At 30.5% G+C, this 20,245-nt stretch carries 19 protein-coding genes; 2 read left to right on the top strand and 17 right to left on the bottom strand.

Annotation, left to right across the window (positions count from 1 at the left end):
- Window positions 1-66: 66 nt before the first annotated feature.
- Both KEC93_RS03020 and KEC93_RS03015 read right to left on the bottom strand, forming a co-directional pair.
- On the bottom strand, window positions 67-825 hold the full coding sequence (locus KEC93_RS03020) for a LytR/AlgR family response regulator transcription factor (protein ID WP_023973687.1): 759 nt from the start codon (window positions 823-825) through the stop codon (window positions 67-69).
- 27 nt (window positions 826-852) lie between these two features.
- On the bottom strand, window positions 853-2,046 hold the full coding sequence (locus KEC93_RS03015) for a sensor histidine kinase (RefSeq protein ID WP_077867736.1): 1,194 nt from the start codon (window positions 2,044-2,046) through the stop codon (window positions 853-855).
- 218 nt (window positions 2,047-2,264) lie between these two features.
- Between KEC93_RS03015 and KEC93_RS03010 the strand changes: the two genes are divergently transcribed.
- The gene (locus KEC93_RS03010; protein ID WP_023973688.1) at window positions 2,265-4,061 is read left to right on the top strand and encodes a carbon starvation CstA family protein; all 1,797 of its coding nucleotides are present in this window, start codon (window positions 2,265-2,267) and stop codon (window positions 4,059-4,061) included.
- A 99-nt stretch (window positions 4,062-4,160) separates the two neighbouring features.
- On the opposite strand, the gene KEC93_RS03005 is transcribed toward KEC93_RS03010, so the two are convergent.
- The 14 genes from KEC93_RS03005 to KEC93_RS02940 form a co-directional block, all read right to left on the bottom strand.
- A complete protein-coding gene (locus KEC93_RS03005) occupies window positions 4,161-4,841 on the bottom strand; it encodes a peptidylprolyl isomerase (protein ID WP_017212525.1) in 681 nt (226 codons plus the stop codon).
- A 173-nt stretch (window positions 4,842-5,014) separates the two neighbouring features.
- Window positions 5,015-5,848, bottom strand: coding sequence for a deoxyribonuclease IV (locus tag KEC93_RS03000; protein WP_023973689.1), 834 nt, complete (start codon window positions 5,846-5,848; stop codon window positions 5,015-5,017).
- Window positions 5,849-6,240: 392 nt separating this feature from the next.
- Window positions 6,241-6,906, bottom strand: coding sequence for a ribulose-phosphate 3-epimerase (locus KEC93_RS02995; protein ID WP_242960287.1), 666 nt, complete (start codon window positions 6,904-6,906; stop codon window positions 6,241-6,243).
- A gap of 58 nt (window positions 6,907-6,964) precedes the next feature.
- Window positions 6,965-8,500, bottom strand: a complete 1,536-nt coding sequence (locus KEC93_RS02990) for a phosphohexomutase domain-containing protein (protein ID WP_077867734.1) — start codon at window positions 8,498-8,500, stop codon at window positions 6,965-6,967.
- 133 nt (window positions 8,501-8,633) lie between these two features.
- Complete coding sequence (gene araD, locus KEC93_RS02985) at window positions 8,634-9,323, bottom strand: L-ribulose-5-phosphate 4-epimerase (RefSeq protein WP_017209700.1); 690 nt, start codon at window positions 9,321-9,323, stop codon at window positions 8,634-8,636.
- Between the two features lie 26 nt (window positions 9,324-9,349).
- Entirely contained in the window at window positions 9,350-9,793 is a 444-nt protein-coding gene (gene rpiB / locus KEC93_RS02980; protein WP_017209701.1) for a ribose 5-phosphate isomerase B, read from the bottom strand.
- 31 nt (window positions 9,794-9,824) lie between these two features.
- Window positions 9,825-10,484 carry a ribulose-phosphate 3-epimerase gene (rpe, locus tag KEC93_RS02975; protein WP_017209702.1) on the bottom strand — a complete coding sequence of 220 codons (660 nt, stop codon included), beginning with the start codon at window positions 10,482-10,484 and terminating at the stop codon, window positions 9,825-9,827.
- Window positions 10,485-10,499: 15 nt separating this feature from the next.
- The gene (locus tag KEC93_RS02970; protein WP_017209703.1) at window positions 10,500-11,417 is read right to left on the bottom strand and encodes a transketolase family protein; all 918 of its coding nucleotides are present in this window, start codon (window positions 11,415-11,417) and stop codon (window positions 10,500-10,502) included.
- Entirely contained in the window at window positions 11,417-12,235 is an 819-nt protein-coding gene (locus KEC93_RS02965) for a transketolase (protein ID WP_077867733.1), read from the bottom strand. Before KEC93_RS02965 ends, KEC93_RS02970 begins: the two co-directional genes overlap by 1 nt.
- A gap of 13 nt (window positions 12,236-12,248) precedes the next feature.
- Complete coding sequence (locus KEC93_RS02960) at window positions 12,249-13,316, bottom strand: galactitol-1-phosphate 5-dehydrogenase (protein ID WP_034850487.1); 1,068 nt, start codon at window positions 13,314-13,316, stop codon at window positions 12,249-12,251.
- 385 nt (window positions 13,317-13,701) lie between these two features.
- Window positions 13,702-15,120 (bottom strand): PTS galactitol transporter subunit IIC, encoded by a 1,419-nt coding sequence (locus KEC93_RS02955; protein WP_077867732.1) that lies wholly within the window; start codon window positions 15,118-15,120, stop codon window positions 13,702-13,704.
- Between the two features lie 31 nt (window positions 15,121-15,151).
- On the bottom strand, window positions 15,152-15,454 hold the full coding sequence (locus KEC93_RS02950) for a PTS sugar transporter subunit IIB (RefSeq protein WP_017209707.1): 303 nt from the start codon (window positions 15,452-15,454) through the stop codon (window positions 15,152-15,154).
- Between the two features lie 58 nt (window positions 15,455-15,512).
- Complete coding sequence (locus tag KEC93_RS02945; RefSeq protein ID WP_023973698.1) at window positions 15,513-15,959, bottom strand: PTS sugar transporter subunit IIA; 447 nt, start codon at window positions 15,957-15,959, stop codon at window positions 15,513-15,515.
- Window positions 15,960-15,977: 18 nt separating this feature from the next.
- Window positions 15,978-18,860 (bottom strand): sigma 54-interacting transcriptional regulator, encoded by a 2,883-nt coding sequence (locus KEC93_RS02940; protein ID WP_077867731.1) that lies wholly within the window; start codon window positions 18,858-18,860, stop codon window positions 15,978-15,980.
- A gap of 303 nt (window positions 18,861-19,163) precedes the next feature.
- Between KEC93_RS02940 and KEC93_RS02935 the strand changes: the two genes are divergently transcribed.
- Window positions 19,164-19,571 (top strand): DUF3284 domain-containing protein, encoded by a 408-nt coding sequence (locus KEC93_RS02935; protein ID WP_077867730.1) that lies wholly within the window; start codon window positions 19,164-19,166, stop codon window positions 19,569-19,571.
- Between the two features lie 376 nt (window positions 19,572-19,947).
- On the opposite strand, the gene KEC93_RS02930 is transcribed toward KEC93_RS02935, so the two are convergent.
- Entirely contained in the window at window positions 19,948-20,205 is a 258-nt protein-coding gene (locus tag KEC93_RS02930; RefSeq protein WP_011967887.1) for a hypothetical protein, read from the bottom strand.
- Window positions 20,206-20,245 lie beyond the last annotated feature (40 nt).

The raw sequence follows: 20,245 nt of genomic DNA, 5'->3' as shown, positions 1-20,245 counted from the left end.
ATTTAAAAACTCAATTTTAATTAATATTCTTCTAAAATTTATATACTTCTAAAACTGGGGCTATTACTATAGTCCTAAAATAATCTTTATTTCCTTAACATGAGATCTGCTCACCGGTATTTCATTATTTTCATCATCATCAATAATTAACTTATAAGTACCGTTAAACCAAGGGTAAACTTCTTTAACTTTTTCAAGATTTACTACGTAACTCCTGTGGCATCTAAAGAAATTTGTTTTCTCAGTTAGCTCTTGTAAAGTTTTTGTTGTACAATAAATATCTTTATTAGTCTTAACATAATTCCTCTCTCCCTCTGAATAAAAGAAGGAAATTTTGTTAACATCGATAAGAATTATTTTTCCATTGTTCTCACACGGGATTTTCTTCAATGCTTGTTTATTTTCAAGCTTACTTAATATATTGATTATTTCATTTTCATTTCTATTACTAATTGTATTTAACGCACAATTTAATGATTCCGCTATTCTCTTTTCATCATATGGCTTTAGTATATAATCATAAACTTTAAGTTCAAAAGCCCTTATTGCATAAGTATCATATGCCGTTAAAAAAATTAGAATTATATCCGGAAATATCTCTTTTACATCTTCTGCCAATTTTATTCCGTTTTTTCCCGGAATATTAATATCAATAAAAGCAATATCTGGCTCCTCGCTTTCAATTAAAGTTAATGCACTTATTCCATCATATGCTTGCCCTACAACTTTGAATCTGCCATCCTTAGATATTATGTATTTTAATTCATCGCTGGATATTGCTTCATCCTCAACTATTGCTACTTTTATCTCATCTAGTAATTTCAATTTAATTCCCCCCATTAATTATAATAATTATTTTGGAATGTTAAAATTAACACTACTTCCATTATTTGAACTTACTATATTTAAAGAGTAACTTTCTCCATATAATAATCTAAGTCTATTGTTGATATTTTTAAGGCCAAGTCCAGTTGATAAAGATTCATCTGCATTTTCAAAGCCTACCCCATTATCACTAACTTCAATACTAACGTCATTTTCATCATTTCTAATAGAAATTGTTACTATACCACCATTAATTTTTTTCAGTATTCCGTGCTTAATTGAATTTTCCACAATTGGCTGAAGTACAAGTATTGGGAATTTTATATCTAGTAAATTATCATCTATTAAAAATTTCACTTCTAGTCTATTTGAGAATCTAGCTTGTTCAATTGCTACATAAGCCTTTATCAAAGCCAATTCTTTTTTTAATGTAGAAAAATCTCCTTCTATTTCTAGCGTAGCTCTAAAATAATTTGAAAGATTTAATATAAGTTCTCTTGCCTTTTCTCCATCAGTTCTACAATATGCACTTATCACATTAAGAGAATTAAATAAAAAATGAGGCTCTATTTGTGCTTTTAAAGCCTTTAATTCTGCTACTTTATTTTCTTCTTTTAATTTTATAAGTTTTACTTCACCATCAACCAATTTTTTTGAGCTTTCAATTACCATAACTATTAAAAATACACCAATAGAATTTATAAGTATCATAGATAATGCTATTGTTTTCTCAAGATCTATTGCTGAATTTATATCTTTAGAAAACATTAATATAATTATCATTTGAGTAATTTCTGCTACTACTGCTGCTAACCCTGCAACGGCTGGGTTTAGCCCCTTTTTCTTAAATAATATTCTAAATCCTCCACCTATTGCGCCTTCCACAATTGTTGATAATCCGCAAGCTAATGCCGTAAATCCTCCAAATGAATACCTATGCAATCCACTTATAAATCCAACTATAATTCCAATAACAGGTCCCCCTAAATATCCTGCAACTATTGCTCCAACTGGTCTGCTATTTGCTAATGATTGATCTTTTATATATATTCCAAAATAAGTTCCTAAAATAGCAAGGAGTGAAAATATCAGAATCATCATTATATTATCTTTTCTATCAAACTTGTCCTTAACAAAACACTTCATAATATTAGTCTGTAATATTACATATATAAATATTGTTATAAGTGCCATTCTCTCTAGCATATTCACCATCAACATACTATCACCTCCCTTTTACCCTATATACATAAATTATACTACTATGTAATAAAATCTCAATTTTTACTTCCTTTATATAAAAACTTACTGCAAACCGCCTCAATATTTTGTTAATTCATCCACTAAATATAGCATTTCACATACAAAATATAGTCACTATTTATTTCTGATGTTAGATTATATATGTAAGAAAACATTTACACAAAGGGGATGTAGATATGAATTCTATTGTTTTAGTTATTATTGGTGCTTTAATTCTAATACTATCATACAGATTCTACGGCGCTTTCATTGCTGCAAAGGTATTGGTTTTAGACGAATCTAAAAAAGTTCCTTCAGAAATATACAATGATGGCAAGGATTATGTTCCAACAAATAAGTGGGTTCTGCTAGGTCATCACTTTGCGGCTATTGCAGGAGCTGGGCCTCTTATCGGACCCGTTTTAGCCGCCCAGTTTGGTTACCTTCCTGGTGCTCTCTGGATATTGATTGGTTCCGTTGCTGCAGGTGCAGTTCATGACATGATAATGCTTTTCTCATCAGTTAGGTTTAATGGTGAGTCCATAGCAGAAATTGCAAAACATACATTAGGAAAAAGAATTGGCTTTATTACTTCCATTTCAGTTATCTTCATATTAATAATTACAATGGCAGGTCTTGGCTTGCCAGTCGTTAACTCACTTTATAATAGCCCTTGGGGTACATTTACAGTTGGGGCTACTATTCCAATTGCAATTTTTATAGGAATTTATTTAAAATACATTAGACCTGGTAAAATAGGCGAGGCTACTATAATAGGTATGGCCTTAATAATGCTTGCGGTCATCTTTGGGCCACAAATTGAAGGTACAACTCTTGGTAATTTTTTGACTCTTGATACTAAACAACTATCTGTAATATTAGTAATCTATGGATTCTGTGCTGCGGCTTTACCTGTATGGCTATTATTATTACCTCGTGATTATCTAAGTACTTATATGAAACTTGGAGTTATTGGTGCTTTAGTTATCGGTATAATAATAGTCAGACCAAATTTAGAAATGCCTGCACTAACTCAATACGTTCATGGTGGTGGTCCGGTTGTTAGCGGTAAAGTATTCCCGTTTTTATTCATAACAATAGCCTGTGGTGCGCTATCTGGGTTCCATTCACTTATTAGCACTGGAACTACTCCAAAACTAATAAAGAGCGAAAAAGATATTCTTCCAATAGGTTATGGTTCTATGTTACTTGAGGCTTTTGTCTCCCTAATGGCATTGATTGCAGCTACCTCATTGCCTACAGCTGACTATTTTGCCATAAACTCTTTGCCAGAAGTTTTTGATAAATTAAATTTGGTCCCAAAAGATTTAGGAATGCTCGAATCACTTGTTGGTGAGAAACTTGCTGGAAGGCCTGGTGGATCTGTGTCTCTAGCCGTTGGTATGACATATGTATTCCAAAAGCTACCTGGTGCATCAACCTTAATGTCTTATTGGTATCATTTCTGTATAATGTTTGAAGCATTATTTATTTTAACAACTATAGATTCAGGAACAAGAATTGGAAGATATTTATTACAAGATCTTTTTGGCAAAATGTACAAACCACTTGCTAGAAAAGATTCTAAATTTAATCTAGTATTTTTCAGTGCATTAATGTCACTTAGCTGGGGAGCCTTACTTTATAGTGGTAACATTTCAACTATTTGGCCTCTATTTGGAGTCGCCAATCAAACTCTTGCCGCAATTGCTTTTGCAATCGGAACTTCTGTACTTATAGAGATGGGCAAGAAGAAATATACCCCTATAACAATATTACCTATGATATTTATCGCTATAACAACTTCAACAGCTTCTATTGAAAATATCTTTAATAACTATATTCCAAATGGTAAGACTACATTAACCGTGTTATCAGTTATAATACTTGCTATGTTAATTATAATCCTATATGAATGTATTAAATCTTGGAAAAATAATTGGAATAAGCATCCCAGTGATAAAATAAACTCCATTACTCAAGCTATCCAATAAATGCCTGATAAAATTTTAGTGGAGACTTATATGATTGATATTAGTCATATAAGTCTCCACTAAATCATTTATTCTTAGATTCTAAGCTACATTTTAAATTTACTTTTTATTCGGTTCTTTGTATTCAACACCTTTTGTATCAACAGTTATTGATGTAATTACAACATCCTTTTTAGGTGCATCAGCAGAATTAGTTTCTACATTTTGAATTTTATCTACTATATCTAACCCTGATATTACTTTTCCAAAAGCAGCATATTCTCCATCAAGATTTGGTGCATCTCCTGACATTATAAAAAATTGACTTCCTGCACTGTTAGGGTCTTGTGCTCTTGCCATAGATAATACTCCTTTTGTATGCTTTAAACTGTTTGCAAAACCATTAGAAGTAAATTCCCCTTCAATTGAATAATCTGGCCCACCGGTTCCATTTCCTTTAGGATCTCCTCCTTGGATCATAAACCCTTTAATTACTCTATGGAATTTTAAATTGTTATAAAAGCCTTTATTGGCTAAATATATAAAGTTGTTAACAGTATTAGGAGCAATTTCCGGATATAATTCAGCTTGAATTTCTCCGAATCCTTCTACTTTTATAGTAGCTATTGGCAGGTCCTTACTATTTGCTGATGGAGTTGCCTCATTGCTTTCACTTGTTTTAGAGGAATTATCTGCTTCCCCTTTTCCATTGCTAGCATTTTTATTTCCGCAACCTACCAATAAAAATATTCCCATTATAATTGTTATAAAAACAAAACTTTTCTTCTTCGTGATCCTCATAACTTTTTCCACCTTTTATGTATATTTTGACAGCTTAAGTATATCATAATTCTCTATATTACTTAATATTTATTATAGAAGTAATATTGCTATATTACTATTTTTTATTCATTATGCAATTTGATTAGTAAAATTACGCTATACACATCATATAATTTTATTAATAAATATTTTTAATTTTGATATATACTCTTTAATAATTCTATCTCCCTTGCATATCCGTCAAGCTCATTTGGTGTCTCAAGGAAAAATGGTAAATTGCATAACATTGGATGATTAATAATATTCTTAATTCCCTGTAATCCAATAGAACCTTCTCCTATTTTTTGATGCCTGTCTTTATGACTTCCAAATGGATTCATACTATCATTTAAATGTATTGCACATAATTTATCTAACCCAATTATCTTATCAAATTGTTCTACTACTTCATCTAAATTATTAACAATATCATACCCTGCATCATAAACATGACACGTATCAAGACAAACACCTACTTTATGTGATAATTCTACATTATTTAAAATCTCTTTTAATTCATCAAATGTGCGTCCAATTTCTGTGCCCTTTCCTGCCATTGTTTCTAGCAATACAGTAGTTGTTTGTTCCGGCTTAAGAACTGTATTTAGCATATCTGAAATATATTTAATTCCAATCTCCACACCTTGCTTAACATGACTGCCTGGATGAAAATTATAAAGATTATTAGGAATATACTCCATCCTTTCTAAATCATCCTTCATTATCTCTACTGCAAAATTTCTTGTGTTCTCATCTGCAGAGCAAGCATTTAATGTATATGGTGCATGACCTAATATTTTAGAGAAATTATTTTCTTCTGCTAACTTTAAAAATTCTTTTATATCTGTTTCATCTATAGTCTTTGCTTTACTACCTCTTGGATTTCTAGTAAAAAATTGAAATGTATTTCCGCCTATACTAATAGCCTCTTCTCCCATATTCTTGAATCCTTTTGAAGCCGATAAATGGCAACCTATCTTTAACATTGTATTTCCTCCCCGTATCTTATGTAATGCAATATATCTTCATAATATTATTTTAATTACTACATGTACTTTTGCCTATATAATATTTTTATATTCCTTCAAATTTAAATATTATAATCTCTCTTTATTATAAATTTTTCTCTTTACGCCCCCTAAATATATATTACACTCAAGTTTCTAAATTACAATCTTATTTTAACGCTTAGCTTACTATAGTCCTAATTGTAAATTTATTATAGCAACATATATAAATATCTTCATGAAAAAAAGACTGCTACAAAAATTTCTCTGTAGCAGTTTTAATAAAAATTTAAAATTGTGAAAGCATGATTATACTATTTAATATTCTTGTATGTGATTATTGGTTTATACTTAAATACTGGCGAAAATTATTATTTAATTTCTTTTATTTCATTTATCTTAGATTTATAATCCTCTATTTTATTGTTAAATAATGCAGATGTACCTAAAACATAAACATCTATTTGTTTATGTTTTAATTCCTTAACTGTCTCTTTATTTATGCATCCATCAACTTCTATTAATGGTCTATTACTAAGTGTTGATAAATATTTATTTAATTCATCTAACTTATCAAGAACTTTATAATTAAACTTTTGTCCTGAAAAACCAGGATTAACAGTCATAACAAGAATCATATCTATATCCTGTAAATATGGTTTTACGCTTTCTAATGACGTTTCTGGACTTATAGCAATTGATGCTTTTGTTCCTTTTGATTTAATCTTCTTTATATCTATTTCTACATCTTTACTTGCTTCAATATGAAATGATATATATTCTGGATTTAGATAGCTATACATATCTATATATTTCAGTGTGTCTACAGTTGCCAAGTGTATGTCTAGAGGAATATTGGTAACACTTTTTATTTGTTCCAATACATAAGGTCCCATAGCTAAATTGTTAACAAAAACTCCATCCATTACATCGCAATGTAATAAATCAACCTTTGCATCTTCTAATTTTTTTAGTTCACTATGAAGTTCTAATTGATTCGCGCACATTATTGAGGCTGCTATCTTCAATACAATCACTCCAATCAAAAATCATTTAAGGCATATGAAAGAAAATAACAAGTCCAAAATGCCCTTATTATTTTTTTAATTGTACTTCAAATATATTGCTAAAGTTATCTAAGTTCAAATCTTCATATTTTCTTAAAAATGGCATTAATCTTTCTAATATTATGTTAATAGAGTTTTCCGAATCCGATTCTATATTTAGTGGCAGTACAGGCTCGTGCAGCGATAATCTTAACAATAGCCAGCCATCTCCATTTTCTTTATCGCAATTTATCTTTATCCCTTCATAATTTTTAGGTTCAATGGTCCATCCATTCACATGATCTGCATATTTCTTCAAGCCTTCTATTATCATTTCTCCATATGATTTAAAATCTTCCCTCTTTATGTTTATTCTCATATCCATACTTTCCTTAGGATATTTCAAATTTTCTATAAGGCTTGATATTTCTTTTCCTTCATCTTTTAACTTAGCCATCTTAATTAGTATTTTGGCTATTAAATATGCCCCATCATCTAAAAAGTAATTTTCTTTTAAAGCTGCGTGTCCTGATGTTTCTATTGCCAAACAGCTTAATTTTCCTTCTTTATTTAACCTTTTAGATTCATTTATTACATTCTTATATCCTCTTTTAAATCTATGATGGATACCACCTAAACTAGTTATAAAATCTGAAAGTCCAGTAGAGGTTACTGAATCCGTAACGATAATTGAATCTGGATTTTCTTCTAGCACTATTGAAGATATTAATGCTATAAGCGCATTTTTATTTATCTCTTTTCCATCACTACTAACTATAGCCGCTCTGTCTACATCTGTATCAAAAATTATTCCTAAATCAGCTTTATTATTAAGTACTGCTTCTTTTATAGAATTCATAGCTTCTTCATTTTCTGGATTAGGAATATGGTTAGGGAAATTTCCATCTGGTTCTGTAAATTGGCTTCCTTCAACATTGGCACCTAATTTCTCTAGAACTTTATATGCAAAAAAACCACCTGCTCCGTTTCCTGCATCTACAATTATTTTGGTTCCCTCTAAAGGTCTCTCATAATTTGTTTTTGAATTTACATTCTTTCGTATCTTATCAACTAATATATTTGAATAAACATCTATGAAATAGATTGTTTCAACTAGCCCTTTAGTAGTACATTTCTTTTCTGCTAAGTTAGAACATTCAATTATGTCTTCAATATCTTCTTTTTCGCATCCACCTTCTTTAGTAAAAAACTTCAATCCATTATAGTAATACGGAAGATGACTTGCTGTTATCATTACAGCTCCATCGCATGAATAATTCTCTAATATAGTTGTCATAAACATTGCAGGAGTCGTACATATTCCACAATCATAAACATTGCAACCTGAATCAACTAAAGCTTCTATTAATGATTTCTTCAATTCTGGTCCAGATAACCTTGAATCCATGCCAACTGCTATTTTTATATTTTTATTACTGAGTCCTTTAGTTTTTTTAAGCCACTCTACAAAACCAAACCCGACATTATTGACTAAATTAGGCGTAAGATTTTTAGTTCCTTCATGTTCTATAGCTATTCCCCTTATATCCGTTCCACTTTGTAGTCTTTTAAGTTCTTGCAGCATAATAAACCCTCCCCATTTTTGTCCATGCATAATTTCCCCGCAAAAAAGGATACTTCTCTAATTCCATATATCTATAACCTAGATAAAAAGATAGGAAAATAAGCATATTCTCCTATCTTGCTTTTAAAGGAAGTTACTTGCTTTGTCCATAGTAAGCATTTTTGCCATGTTTTCTTAAAAAGTGCTTATTCATAAGCATCTTGTCCATAATATTGTCTGGACTCAACAATTCAGTGAAATATGCCATCTTCGCAACTTCTTCCATGACTACGGCATTATGAACAGCTTCTTCTGCATTTTTTCCCCATGCAAATGGACCATGATCATTTACAACTACACCTGGACAGTGTAACGGATTGTTTCCTGTTATTTCTTCAATTATAACTGTTCCTGTTTCCTTTTCATAAGCTCTACTTATTTCTTCCTTAGTCATTTTCCTTGTGCATGGTATACTTCCATAAAAATAATCTGCGTGTGTTGTTCCACAAGCTGGTATAGCTCTTCCTATTTGCGCCCATATAGTAGCCCAAGTTGAATGTGTATGAACAATTCCACCTATTTCATCAAACTCTTTATATAGTTCTAAATGTGTTGGTGTATCTGATGAAGGCCTTAAACTACCTTCAACTACGTTTCCTTCTAAGTCTACAACTACTAAATCTTCTAAAGTCATATTATCATACTCAACGCCACTTGGTTTTATTACCACTAATCCAGTACTTCTATCAATCCCACTAACATTTCCCCATGTATAAGTTATAAGTTTCTTTGCTGGTAATTCTAAATTTGCCTTTAAAACTTGTTTCTTTAATTCTTCTAACATTAATAATCACTCTCCTAATTAATATATTATTTAAATTTTTCTTCTATTTCTTTTATTTGATTGAGTCTATTAACATGATGCTTACCTATAAACTCTGTAGATAACCAAATATCTACTATCATTAAAGCTAATTCTTCGCCAATTACTCTTCCACCTAAACAAAGTACATTAGAATCATTATGCTCTCTGGTAGCTTTCGCAGTAAAACAATCTCCAACTAATGCTGCTCTTATACCTTTTATTTTGTTTGCTACGATAGACATACCAACACCAGTTCCACAACAAAGTATTCCCTTTTCACAATCTCCTATAGATACCCTATTTGCTACATCCATAGCTATTTGAGGATAATCTATACTATCTTCTGAAAATGTGCCAACATCGATATATTCTACCGAGTTTTTATCTAAATATCCCTTAATAAGTTCTTTTAATTTATATCCTCCATGGTCTGCCCCTATTGCTATCATGTATTTCAGCTCCTTCACTTTATAAGCTTAGTTAAAGTATTGCTTCCCTAAATCTTTTTATTGTTGAATCAATATCCTCTTCTCTAAATATTGCCGATCCAACTACTATATTAGTTGCTCCATTTTCAACAACTTTACCTATGTTCTCTAAATTTATTCCTCCATCAACTTGAAGTTCGCATTCTATATTTTCGCTTTTTATGAAATTGCTTACTTCATGAATCTTTTCCATCATAGGTTCAATGAAGCTCTGTCCTCCAAATCCTGGTTCTACAGTCATTATTAATATTTTATTTACCATATGACTTATATGTTTCAATGTATTTATTGGTGTTGCCGGATTTAATGCTACCCCAACTTTTATCCCAAAACTCTTAATTATATACATTAAATTATATATATGTGGAGAAGATTCCTGATGTATTGTTATTGTATTCGCACCAGCTTCAACTAGCGCATCAATGAATATCTCTGGATTTGTTACCATTAGGTGTACATCTAATTCTATATCACAAGCAATTTGTTTAATCATCTTAATTTGATCTATTCCAAAAGCAATATTAGGTACAAAATGTCCATCCATTATATCTATGTGTAATTCTTTAATTCCCTGTTTTTTAAGTTTTAATATAGTATCTTCGAGTTTTAAAAAATTTGCTCCTAATATTGAAGGTGATAATTTAACTTCCATATTATATCCCTGCCTTTAAATTGATTTTACTGTTTCAACTATATGTTCTGCTGTTAAATTATATTTTTCTAATAAAACTTCAGCATTTCCTGATCTTCCGAACTCATCATTTATACCAATTCTCTTTATTTTTACTGGGTACTCTTCAATTAAAGCTTCTGCAACAGTTGAACCTAAACCACCAATTATACTATGTTCTTCTACTGTTACGATTTTACCAACTCTTTTTGCAACATCAACAATTAGACTGTTATCAAACGGCTTTATAGTTGAAATATTAACAACCGTTGCATTAATACCTTGTTCACTTAATATTTGAGCCGCATCCAAAGCTTTTGCTACCATTATTCCAGTTGCAATTATAGCCACATCATCACCATTTCTTAATACTTCACCTTTTCCAATATTAAATTCATAATCTTCAGTGTGTATTTCTGGAGTTGCTGCTCTTCCTAATCTTATATATACTGGCCCACTGTATTCTTTCGCTGCAAATATTGCTTTTTTTGCTTCAATAACATCTGCTGGACTTAATACAACCATATTAGGTATACTTCTCATTAAAGATATGTCCTCTATTGCTTGATGACTTCCACCATCTTCACCAACAGTTATACCTGCATGAGTTGCCACTATCTTAACATTTAATTTAGGATATGCTACTGAATTTCTTATCTGCTCAAATGCTCTTCCTGCTGCAAACATAGCAAACGTACTCGCAAATGGTATCTTTCTGCATGTAGCAAGGCCTGCCGCAGTCCCAATCATATCTCCTTCAGATATTCCCATATCAAAATATCTTTCTGGTGCAATTTTCTTAAACTCAATACTTTTAGTTGCTTTTCCTAAATCCGCTTCTAATACAACAACATTATTATCTAATGCTAACTCCTTTAATGCTTGTCCATATGCTTCTCTTGTTGCTACTCCCATTATTCTTCCCCTCCTTCTAATTCAGCTAATGCCTTTTCGGTTTCTTCTTTATTTGGTGCTGATCCATGCCAATTAACGTTATTTTCCATGAACGAAACGCCTTTGCCTTTAACTGTCTTACAAATTATAATTGTTGGTTTACCTTTTGTAGCCTTAGCATCATCTATAGCTTCACTTATCTCTTCAAAGCAATGTCCATCTATCGTTACAACATTCCATCCAAATGCTTTAAACTTCTCGTCAATTGGACTTATACTCATTATTTCTTCATTAGATCCATCTATCTGCAATCCGTTTAAATCAAGAAAAGCAGTTAAGTTATCAAGTTTATAGTGTGCAGCACTCATTGCAGCTTCCCATATTTGCCCTTCTTGTACTTCCCCATCTCCTAATATTGAATAAACTCTATAACTACTCTTATCCAATTTACCTGCTAATGCCATTCCATTCGCAGCTGATAATCCCTGACCTAGTGATCCCGTAGACATATCCACTCCTATTACTTTCTTCATATCAGGATGCCCTTGCAAATTTGACTCATATTTTCTTAACCCTAAAAGCTCTTCTTTAGGAAAGTATCCTCTTTCTGCTAATGTACAATACAATGCTGGTGCTGAATGCCCCTTTGATAATACGAATCTATCTCTATTTAGGTCTTTAGGATTTTTAGGATCAATCTTCATCTTTTCAAAATATAAAACAGTTAAAATATCTGCAATTGATAATGATCCACCTGGATGACCTGATTTTGCTGCTGATACACTTTTAATTATGTTCATTCTAATGTTATTAGATATTTTCTTTAAATTTTCTTTCATAACTATTCACCACCTATATTTCTACTACTACTTTATTGAAATTAATTTCTCTATTTGCCATCTTCTTTAAATATTCTCCAACCTCTTCAAGTTTTATCTTATGAGAAATCATAGGTTTAAATACAATCTCTCCTTTTCCCATAAAATCAACGGTTGCATGCCAAGCATTCCCTGGATATGGCTGTGTGTAAGAATTCCAAGATCCTTGAATTTTTAATTCTCCTCTTAATATACTTTCTGTTGCTGATTCACTTAATGGTAGTGGTGTATGAGATATTCCTACAAATACCACATTTCCTTTCTTTTTAGAAATAAGTAAGGCTTGTTCTTGAGTAAATTTGCTTCCTGCTGTCTCTATTACCGCATCAGCTCCACCACTTGTAATCTTTTTAATTTCAGCCACAACATCAGATTCCTTCGAATTGACTGAATAATTAGCTCCTAATTTTTTAGCAAGCTCCAATTTTTCATTAAAAATATCTACTGCTATAATTTTAGATGCTCCGAAAACCTTAGCCCATTGTATAGCAAATTGACCTATTGGCCCACACCCTAAAACTACTACACTGTCACCTACCTTAATACCTGCTTTTGCTAGTCCATGGTATGCTATAGTTGCTGGTTCAATTCCGGCAGCAGTTTCAAAATCTAAACTATCTGGTAATTTTAATATATGATCCGCTGGCACTTTGACATATTCAGCTAAAGCTCCATTTACTCTTGTTCCAATAATGTGATAATCAGTACATAATCCATAATCTCCAGATTTACAGTAAATACATTTTCCGCAAGGAACTAAAGGTGCAACTGCAACTCTATCTCCTATTTGAATATTTTTGACATCCGATCCTACCCCACTTATTTCACCTGAGAACTCATGACCTAATATAATCGGATATTTTGCTCCTCCACTAAGTCCACTTACCATACTTCTTGGTAGATCTGAACCACATATACCTACATTTTTAACTTTTACTAGCACTTCATTAGATGAAATTTCTGGTATATCTACAATTTCATATCTAACATCTCCTATTCCATATAATAATGAAGCCTTCATTTTATTTGTCACTATAAACATCCCCTTTCTATCTTTCTGAAAATATATAAAGCAATTTCCGTGCCATACAAAAAAGTAATTTTAATTTCTTTATATGCCTTATATTTAAAGTGTTAAATTGATTTATATTACATTTTATAAAACTCATTACATTATGATAAATTGTAAAATCATATGGTTCTATTGTGACCTATCTTTGTTAAAGCGAATAAGATTTCTTTTCTATTCTTTTTTAAATATAAAAACTACTCAATCAAACTTTTTTAAGTTATACCCTTAAGGAGTACATCTTCCATAGATTTTACTGAAATATAAATTCCTAAAGAATAAAAAAGTATCCTGATCAGTAGATCAACTATGACTATCTACTAAACAGAATACTTTTCACTTAATTTATTTTTCTATATTAACTTGCCATGCTCGGAGTTGCCCCATCTTCCCCTATATTCTTCACAGCTTGTCTTTCTAAATAATCAACAATCGCATTTTTATTCTTCTTAAACAATGCCCATAAAGCAATATATACTGCCACCGCAATTGCAATAAACACTGGATTTCCTGTTAAGAATGCAAAGAATACTAATCCCATTAAAGGTTTTCCTAGTATATTAAAGCTTGTAATCATCATAGCACCTGCTGGTATAGCTACACCCACACCAACTGCCATCGATGTGAACAATGGCGCTGTAAATGTACATACATATAACCCTAATCCAAACCATATTATACCTGAAAGTAAAACTTTAAATATATTTCCGTTATATACAGCAACTAAACCTTGAACCATGTATGGAAGTGCAAGTAAATCAACTACAGGTAATACTTGATTTCCTGGAAGTATCATTGCTAATACAAGCATAAATGGTATTAATATTAACCCTGATATCAATGTTGCTGGTTCACCATATCCTACTGCATCGTTTACTGCTATAAACCAATCACGATTTCCTTGATTTTGCATGAATTTCCTTGCTCCATCTGTTATAGGTGAAAATGCTTGTGCAAACATACTAGCAACTTTAGGGAAAATAGCCATAACTGCACTAGTTGCAATACCTAATTTTAATATTTCTCCCCATGCCTCCATAGTTCCTATTCTTGCAACATTACCTAATATACCTATAAACATTCCTAAAAATAATCCTAGCGTCATAGGTTCACCAAAAAATCCTAGTTTCTTTTCTAATTGTTGTGGATTCAGTTTAATCTTATTAAATCCTAATGCGTTATATATTGGATCTATAGCAACTGCAAATATTGATGCTTCTACATTATGCATAGCTATTATTGTACAATTCGGATATCTGTAATAATTTGACCATCTTCTTGCTACTAATTCTGATATTAGTAAGCTGTATAGATTCAATAAAACCATACATGCTATTCCTAAAGGAAAGCTTCCTGTTACCCCTATAACCATAGCTCCCCAAACCATGTATGAGTAATTATTCCATAAATCTGATGGTTGAAAAACATCTGTCCACTTTATTAGAAATAATACAGTCTGCAATAGAATTCCTAGTCCAAGATATATCATACCTGCACTTGAAGAAAAAGCAACTAGCGATGTAGCTTGCCAGCCTACGTCAAACACAGGACGATTAACCCCTGTACTTTCAACCATTCTATTAATAACCGGTGTTACTATTGGAGTAAATGAATTCAATATTAGTGAAAAGCCCTGCAAGGCAACACCAGCATATATAGTAGAAAGAAATGATTTCTTAGTTGATATTCTGAAAACTTTTGCTATTACAAATATAATAAACGGAACTATTATTGCTGACCCAAATGTGTCAATTATTGATTTAAGAAATGCTAACATATTTAATTCCCCCATTATTAATAATATTTTACTATTTGTTTAGTTCGTCTACTGTTTTGAATACGTCTTCAAAAAACTTATCTTCTCCTATTCCTGTAAGGCATGCAAATGCATTGATAGTTGGTATCTTGTAATCCCCAGGTGGTAGTGGACTTGTATAAACAATAAAGTCAAACCTTCCTGACTGTGCTAAATTTAATGCTTCTGTTGGTCTTGCTTCTGTTGTAGATGAGTTTATTCCTTTTTCCTTTAATGTTTCCTTAACTTTTCCTGCGACCATTGATGATGTTACTGTACCTGAGCCACAAACTGATAATACGTTGACATTTTTCATAATATATTCCTCCCAAAAATTTATTATATAAACTTAAAATCTTTTATAATTTTAAGTACTATATTCCTATACATTCTAATAATTTTGTTACTTCCTCTGTAGATGATGAACTCTTTATCTGCTTTAATAACTCCACATTTTGAAAAACTGACATTAGCTTGCTTAGCAAAGTTACCTGAGAATCAGGATCGTTTATAGCTAATAAAAATACAACCATTACTTCAACTTTTTTGCTAGGATCTATCATATTTCTAAACTCTACTGGATTCTTTAGAACAGCTAGTGCTACATTAGATTCATTTACATGCTTAGAATCGGTATGCGGGATTGCTACACACATTTCTCCGATATCAAGTCCTGTAGGCAGCGTCTTTTCTCTTTCTAGAACAGCATCTATGTAAGTAGACTTAACATATCCCTTTTCAAACATTCTCTTTCCTAATTCCTGTATGACCTCTTCTTTGTTTTTTACTTCTAAATTTAATGCAATTAAATCTGAATTCATTGTTATTCCCCCTATTTGTTATATTTCTTTAAACTTGTTTAAAATTATATTTTTAAATTCCAACTCAGTTAAACTATTCTTCATATTTTCTATGAAAATCTTATCCTCTAAAATTTTTAGTGTGTTTTTTACAATTACCTTATCATTTGCTTTAAAAACTGGCATAAATATTATATTTACATTTCCAACCCCCCAATCAATTGGACTTTTTAACTTGATAAACACAAAGCTTGTCTTGTTTACGTATGAAGACTCTCCATGTGGAACAGCTATTTCTCCCTTTAGATATGTTGGAGCTAAATTTTCCCTATTAACAACAGATGATAAATACTCTTTATCTACACTTCCATTATTTATAAGTATTGAGCAAACATACTCCAATAAATCCTTTTTGAAATATATATCTGGTTCAAATATCAACAAATCTTCATCTATAATCCTTTCATATTTTTTTAGTTCTTCACTTTTATTTACTAATGAATCTATATTTAAATTATTTAAGATTTCTTTATCATACGGTATGAAATTCATTCCCTGTATTTCTGGATCCATAGTTCCTATGACCGCTAATATATTATTATCTTCTTTTAATTTAACTATCTTGTTTGATAATTCTTCATCTAGTGCACTCATTTCATAGAAGTTTACATCACTATATTTATCCATTAAACTCTTACTTATATATTTAGCCATTCCCTCACCAGTTAGACATAATGAAATTATTGCTTTTGGTTTATCTGATACACTTTCCATAAAATATCTATGACCAAGCCTATCCTTCATTAAAGAAAAGTATATTTCATCAAGATTCCCTTCTCCTATTGAAATCTTTCTAGCTGCTTCTAATGCGATTATAAGGTCTACCCTATCCATTGTTCTTGATTTTATTCCAGTTCTTTTATTAACTATATCTCCTATATTATTTAATGAACCCATATCTACTAAGAAGAGCACGCCTTTTCCCTGATCTATTATTTTTGATAGTTCAACTACCTTGTTATATATATTGATTGGATTCTCATCTAAAGGCATATCTATTGCTACAGGAAATCTTATTCCTAAAAGTTCCTTAACTACATTAGTTATAGCAGTAGCTATTTTTCCATGAGAAATTATCATTAATCCAACTTTATCTCTTTTATTTTCAGATTTTAGTGCTGCTTTTATATACAGTCCTATAAATATAATTTCATCATTAGGTATTTCTATGTCTTTTATTTTTTCAACTCCCATAGCAAATCTTTTGGCTACTTCATATTCATAAGTTGTATCGCTTATAATTTTATCTACATTTATTATCTTTTGTTTTAACCTTATCCTTTTAATGCTTTCCTCTACATGGATAGCTAAGTATTTAAATACATTTTTATTTATTTCTAATGATGGATTCTCTTTAATTAGTTCTTCCATAAAAGTTTCTATAAAATCTAATAAATCTTCACTTACAAAGCTTCTTAAATCATTCATAGAAAATGATTTTTCATAATTAAAAGTAGTTTCTATATTTGTAAAACTATTTTGTATAAATGCCCAGAGAATACTTTCAATATCTGCTTCTTGTATATCTATCTTCTTAAGTTCGTAATATTTTCTTTCAATCTGCCTATATATATCCTCTGGAAACGCGCTTTCACTAACTTCTGTTGATTCTTCTCTTAATTGATTTTCCAACATAAATGGAATAAATATAGAATCCTTTACATATTTTCGTATCTCTGCTCTATTAATATCCTGAAATTTTATATCTTGAAACGAGTCATTTATCTTTAATATTTGATTCATATCTATTATCAATGATTCTTTATTTATATCTTCCTTATTTATGAAAGTCATAAAAGCTCTTGCGCATAAAACCTGAATCATATTCTGCAATTGACCAATATTAGCACTAAACTTTTTTAGAGCGAGTATTTCTACTACTTTTTTATCAACAAAAATTTTAGCATCTATTCTATTACACTCTGCTTGAAATTCATTATAGATGATATCAATCTTCTCTCTTATTGATCTTTCATGCAGAGAAGGAATTTTTATTACCATTGGTATCCTTCTTCTAAATGTTAATAGTAAATTAGCTTCTACATTTTCAGTGGTTGCTCCAATCAACATTAAATTAACTTTTCTTTCTGAATTGGCTTCACCCAATCTTCTAAATTTTCCTCTGTCCATAATAGAGAAGAGTATTTCTTGACCTTTCGGAGGTAACCTATGAATCTCGTCTAAAAAAAGTACTCCTCCATTCGCTTCTTCTACTAATCCAGATGCATCTGAATCTGCGCCTGTAAATGCACCTTTTTTATGTCCAAATAAGAGTGATAATAATAATTGTGGATTGTCACCATAATCAGCACAATTGAATACAACAAACGAAGCGTTTTCTTTTATAACCTTCTTTTTCTTTGCAAATTCATACATGCATTCAGAAAATTTACTTTTACCAACTCCACTTTCTCCAACTATTAATGTTGTAAGTCCTCTAGGTGGATATAGAATTGCTGATTTAGCTTGTTCGATAGAATTTTTCAAACTTCCATTACTTCCAATTAAGCAATCAAAAGGATCTGTTACTTCCTCTTTTTCAACTTTAACTTTATTAACCTCAAAATTATCTTTTTCTAATATTTCTTCAACAATTCTTCTTGAAACATCAAATCCTTCAGCCAATAGTTCTCTAGTAAGCTCAGATACTGCAATGTCTTTATTTTTTTTTAATATAGTTGATGTTGCCACCTTTAAATATGGATATCGCCTTTGCCTAGAGTTTGCTATATTTAATTCTTTTCTTAAATTGGTTATTGATTCTCTAGCCACACCCAAGAATTTAGCCATTTGAACATCAGTCAGTGGATTTTTTTTATTTTCGGTATTAATGATGTTTATAAGTTTGTTTTCTAAATCCATAATAATATCTCCTCTCGCAAATTAAATATAGCAACTTCCATGCCATACTTAATTCTTTTTTGTAATTTTATCCTAAGCATTGTATTTACTAGCATTTATTAAACCCTTTACATTTTAATCAAATATACATTTTGTATAGTAAGTAATTAACAAAATGTATATTTAGAATTAATGATATAGAAGTTATTATAATTTTACTATAATATCACTTAACTATATAATTTTGATCTAATGTTAACTTGAAAATTGAATTTTATAGTATATAATTGGTATTATAATTTAGTTGCATAGGGGGTATTCAATTTGAAAACATTTACTGCCGAATCTATAATTAATCACTCTTGTAAGAAAATATTTAATACTTTTGTAAAATCTGCAAAGGCAAACTTTCCTGACTTTAAAGAAAAAAGAGCTGTTGGAACCTATTCTAAGCAAAAGAAGAATAAAAGATTTAGGGTTGAAATAACTGCATTTGAAAGAGATAAAATCTACGAAATAACTGCTAGAAATAGAAGAGAATCCTTTATAACTAGATATCAACTTATTCCTATTTCTGAAAATGAGACTAAACTCATTTTTACTGAGATAGAGAGTGATAGAAACATATTTGGAAAAATAAATTCTGCCTTAACTTCTTTACTTTTAGGTAAACGTCAACCTGATGAATTTAATACTTTTATAAAGAACTTAGAAAAATCATTAGCTTCCTAATCAACATATTTTAATCTTTCATATAGAAAGCATTGTCATTAATAAATTGTTTCTAATAAAAACTACTTTAACTTTTAATGACAATGCTTTTTATAATTCATATATTCTCCACTTTTATACTAAGTGAATTAGGAATAAAAAACTTTATTAAGCTGCAGTATCTATTTACAAATTATCAGTCTGCCTAAAATACACATAAAAATAAGATAGGACTAGTTTTATCACATAGCCTATCTCGAAAACTTGTTGATATTGTAATATCTATTTTATATCTTTATTTACTAATCTAATCTCCAGTTTTTACTTAGAAATTGCTTTTCTATACATTATAGATATAAATTTATTTCCGCTTTTATTTATTCATGTATTTGAATTATTATATTTCTTCTATTGCTAACAGTCTAGGGTTACTCCCCTCTTGTATTTTAATATATACTTTTGCCATCTTCATTTGTAAATCTTTTATTACTGTTTTTACTCTACATATAAAATAATAATCTTCAATTCCATTTGTAATTACTGCAACCGGATTGAACTTCCATCCCTTTATGCCATCTAGTGCTTTTCTAAGCATTTGTTTGTCTTCTATTGTAATTTTATCTTTAATTTTTAATTCTTCAATTTCTCTTAACATAAATATCAAACTCCCTTCCTTATGAATATACTATTATTTT

Source organism: Clostridium beijerinckii, from assembly GCF_018223745.1.
Lineage (GTDB): Bacteria > Bacillota > Clostridia > Clostridiales > Clostridiaceae > Clostridium > Clostridium beijerinckii.
Note: the sequence above shows the minus strand (reverse complement) of the source record. Positions and strands in the feature narration are given on the sequence as shown.

Excerpts from the sequence above, each read along its gene's own strand:
- KEC93_RS03005 (WP_017212525.1), bottom strand. The coding sequence starts at position 4,841 with ATGAGGATCACGAAGAAGAAAAGTTTTGTTTTTATAACAATTATAATG.
- KEC93_RS02965 (WP_077867733.1), bottom strand. The coding sequence starts at position 12,235 with ATGAAAGAAAATTTAAAGAAAATATCTAATAACATTAGAATGAACATA.
- KEC93_RS02955 (WP_077867732.1), bottom strand. The coding sequence starts at position 15,120 with ATGTTAGCATTTCTTAAATCAATAATTGACACATTTGGGTCAGCAATA.
- KEC93_RS02930 (WP_011967887.1), bottom strand. The coding sequence starts at position 20,205 with ATGTTAAGAGAAATTGAAGAATTAAAAATTAAAGATAAAATTACAATA.
- araD (WP_017209700.1), bottom strand. The coding sequence starts at position 9,323 with ATGTTAGAAGAATTAAAGAAACAAGTTTTAAAGGCAAATTTAGAATTA.
- KEC93_RS03015 (WP_077867736.1), bottom strand. The coding sequence starts at position 2,046 with ATGTTGATGGTGAATATGCTAGAGAGAATGGCACTTATAACAATATTT.
- KEC93_RS02970 (WP_017209703.1), bottom strand. The coding sequence starts at position 11,417 with ATGGGAGTAGCAACAAGAGAAGCATATGGACAAGCATTAAAGGAGTTA.
- KEC93_RS02960 (WP_034850487.1), bottom strand. The coding sequence starts at position 13,316 with ATGTTTATAGTGACAAATAAAATGAAGGCTTCATTATTATATGGAATA.
- rpe (WP_017209702.1), bottom strand. The coding sequence starts at position 10,484 with ATGGAAGTTAAATTATCACCTTCAATATTAGGAGCAAATTTTTTAAAA.
- KEC93_RS02940 (WP_077867731.1), bottom strand. The coding sequence starts at position 18,860 with ATGGATTTAGAAAACAAACTTATAAACATCATTAATACCGAAAATAAA.
- rpiB (WP_017209701.1), bottom strand. The coding sequence starts at position 9,793 with ATGATAGCAATAGGGGCAGACCATGGAGGATATAAATTAAAAGAACTT.
- KEC93_RS02990 (WP_077867734.1), bottom strand. The coding sequence starts at position 8,500 with ATGCTGCAAGAACTTAAAAGACTACAAAGTGGAACGGATATAAGGGGA.
- KEC93_RS03010 (WP_023973688.1), top strand. The coding sequence starts at position 2,265 with ATGAATTCTATTGTTTTAGTTATTATTGGTGCTTTAATTCTAATACTA.
- KEC93_RS02950 (WP_017209707.1), bottom strand. The coding sequence starts at position 15,454 with ATGAAAAATGTCAACGTATTATCAGTTTGTGGCTCAGGTACAGTAACA.
- KEC93_RS02945 (WP_023973698.1), bottom strand. The coding sequence starts at position 15,959 with ATGAATTCAGATTTAATTGCATTAAATTTAGAAGTAAAAAACAAAGAA.
- KEC93_RS03000 (WP_023973689.1), bottom strand. The coding sequence starts at position 5,848 with ATGTTAAAGATAGGTTGCCATTTATCGGCTTCAAAAGGATTCAAGAAT.